At 62.1% G+C, this 3,236-nt stretch carries 1 protein-coding gene; it reads left to right on the plus strand.

Annotated features, from left to right (window positions below):
• Nucleotides 1-3,002: pullulanase-type alpha-1,6-glucosidase (gene pulA, locus AAC083_RS21380; protein WP_108537658.1), on the plus strand; the 3,002-nt coding region annotated here is incomplete at its 5' end.
• Between the last annotated feature and the right edge of the window lie 234 nt (nt 3,003-3,236).

The following is a 3,236-nucleotide window of genomic DNA, read 5'->3' on the forward strand; positions in this document are numbered from 1 at the left end:
CCCCGGCGGCGGCCGACGGCTTCGGTCCCAGCTGGGTGGTACCGCTGGCCAAGCTGGAAGGCTGTATCAACTTTATTGCCCGCAACGGTGACCTGGCCAACCTGACCGGTGCCAACATGAAGGTGATCTTCAGCGATCATCCGGATCGCACCGTGGCCATCGTCGCGGGCAAGAGCGAAGTCTTCGGCAGTCGTGCCGACGCCTTTAACGCCGCCTTTGGCGTGGCGGGGGCCAGCGCCCATCTGATTGATAGCAACACCCTGATCTGGCAAGGGGGCAAGGACAAGCCTCATGTGCGCCTCTATTACACAGCGTCGGGCACCATCAAGGCCAATGGGGAGGGGGTATTCGACTTCCCCTACATTACCCTGACCCCGACCAGCCTGACCGCCGAGCAGCAGGCCAAGTATCCGCACCTCAAGGATGCCGCCGCCTTCGCCCTGCCTTTGGTTGCAGATCTCAAGCCTCTGCTCAAGGGCGAGCTGGTGGCCATCGGCACAGATGCTGAGGGCATCTTGCAGGGGGCGACCCTGGTGCAGAGCGCCGGTGCCATCGATGCCCTCTATGCCGACGCCGCCGCCAAACTGGCCTATGGCGCCATCGTCGAGGGGGGTAACGTCACCTTCCGGCTGTGGGCACCGACCGCCAAGTCGGTCAAGCTGGCGCTGTTCGATGCTCAGCATAGGGCGCTGGGCGTGCGCACCATGACTCGGGACGAGGCCAGCGGCAGCTGGAGCGTGCAGGGGGGCAGCGAGCTTGTCGGCAAGTTCTACCGCTATGACATCCAGGTCTATCACCCGGTCAGCCGCAAGCTGGAGTCCTATCAGGTGACAGACCCTTACTCCCTGAGCCTGGCGATGAACTCCGAGTTCAGTCAGGTGGTGGATCTCGACGATCCGGCCCTCAAGCCGGAAGGGTGGGACAGCCTCAAAGCGCCCCACAGTCAGCAGAATCCTGCCGACATCACCATCTATGAGGCCCATGTCCGCGATCTGACCGGCAATGACGACTCCACCTTGCCTGCGCACCGCGGCAAGTTCCTCGGCCTGACCGATAGCGACAGTGTGCCGGTCAAGCACCTGCAGGCGCTGGCCAAGAGCGGCGTCAGCCACCTGCATTTGCTGCCTGTGTTCGACCTTGCCACCGTCAACGAGGATCCGGCCAAGGTGGCCAACCTTGGCGATGACTTCAGCAAGTTGTGTCAGGTCAACCCGGAGGTGCTGGGTTCCAAGTTTGGCGGCTACTGCGGCGGCGGCCAGACCATAGCGGCTGTGCTGACCGATCTGCAGGGGGCCGACAGCAAGGAGAACCCGCAGGTGCAGGAGCTTTATGGCTATCTGCGCGGGGTAGACTCCTTCAACTGGGGTTATGACCCTTACCACTACACCACGCCGGAAGGCTCCTACGCCACCAACGCCGAAGGTAGCCAGCGCATTCTGGAGTTCCGCGAGATGGTCAAGGCCATCAAACAGAACATCGGCATGAACGTGGTGATGGACGTGGTCTACAACCACACCCACGACGCTGGCCTGGGTCCCAAGTCGGTGCTCGACAAGATAGTGCCCTGGTACTATCAGCGCCTCAATCCGGAGACCGGCTCGGTCGAGACCTCCACCTGCTGCTCCAACACGGCGCCGGAACACGCCATGTTCGCCAAGCTGATGGATGACTCGTTGGTGACCTGGGCCCGTGACTACAAGATCGATGCCTTCCGCTTCGATCTGATGGGCCACCACCCGAAAGATCAGATGGTGCAGGCGCTGGCCGTGGTGAAGCAGGTCAATCCCGAGATGTACTTCTACGGCGAGGGCTGGAACTTCGGCGAGGTTGCCGATGACAAGCGTTTCGTGCAGGCGACCCAGAAGCATCTGGGCGGCACTGGCATCGGCTCCTTCTCCGACCGGCTGCGAGATGCGGTACGCGGCGGCAGTCCGTTTGACGGTGGCGACACCATTCGCAAGACCCAGGGTTTTGGCAACGGCGCCCTGGTGGATGCCAACGAGATGGATGGCGTCGATCTGGCCACCGCATTGCACCAATCTGACCTGGTTCGCCTCGGCATGGCCGGTAACCTCAAGGATTTCGTGCTGACCGACAAGGATGGCATACCGAAGAAGGGCTCCGACATCGACTACGACGGTCAGCGCGCGGGTTATGCCCAGGATCCGACCGAGATCCAGAACTATGTCGACAAGCACGACAACCAGACCCTGTTCGACAACCTGATCTACAAGGCGCCGGAAGGAGCCGATCTGGTGCGGATGCAGGGGGTGTCGCTCGCCACCGCCATGTTGGGACAGGGTATTCCGTTTACCCACGCCGGTGTCGAGCTGTTGCGTTCCAAGTCCATGGAGCGGGATAGCTTCGACTCCGGTGACTGGTACAACAGGGTCGACTACACCCTGGCCGACAACAACTTCGACAAGGGGTTGCCGCGCAAGGATAAGGATGGTGACAACTATCCGCTGATCGAGCAGGTGCTCGGCAAGCATGTCAAGCCGAGCGGGGCCGACATGGCGACCATGGTGGGCTTCTACCAGGAGCTGGCCGAGCTGCGTCAATCCTCCCGTCTGCTGCGTCTGGGCAGTGGCGCCGAGGTGATCAAGCGGGTCGATTTTCGCAATACCGGGCCGGATCAGGTGCCGGGCCTCATCGTGATGACGGTGGATGACGGTGTGACCTCAGGTGCGGATCTGGATCCTGCCATCGAGGGTCTGGTGGTGATGATCAACGCCACCAACCAGCCCCAGAGCATTGGCGACTTCCGTGACGGCAAGGATCAGCCCATCGACCTGAGCACTCTGCAGCTGAGCCCGGCCCATCACGTCGGCGAGAGCATAGCCCGTGACGCTGCCGCCAATGGTGGCACCCTGACGCTGGGGGCCTGGTCGGCGGCAGTGTTCGTCAAGCCGCAGGCCGGTGCCCAGGGCGCGGGTCTGCCGGTGAGCAAGAAGATAGATCTGAGCACTGTGCCGTCGTTCGGTAACGCTGCGACCAAATAAGTACACCCATCGAGTCCGGGGTTGGCTCGGCATCCCCGGGTTGAATTCCACCTTGCCAAGGGTGGGATAACGCCGAGAGAGTAAGCAAAGCGCGACTGCCAACCGGCAGCCGCGCTTTTTCTTTGCTGGTGTCAGAAGGAGGGGAAAGGGAAAAGCCGTCCCTGGCGGGGGACGGCTTTGTATATGGCTATGTCCCAATTACGTGTTGCATGGGGCGCCCCAGCGCCTCATGCA

The organism is Aeromonas sp. HMWF014 (assembly GCF_963878295.1).
GTDB classification, from domain to species: domain Bacteria; phylum Pseudomonadota; class Gammaproteobacteria; order Enterobacterales; family Aeromonadaceae; genus Aeromonas; species Aeromonas popoffii.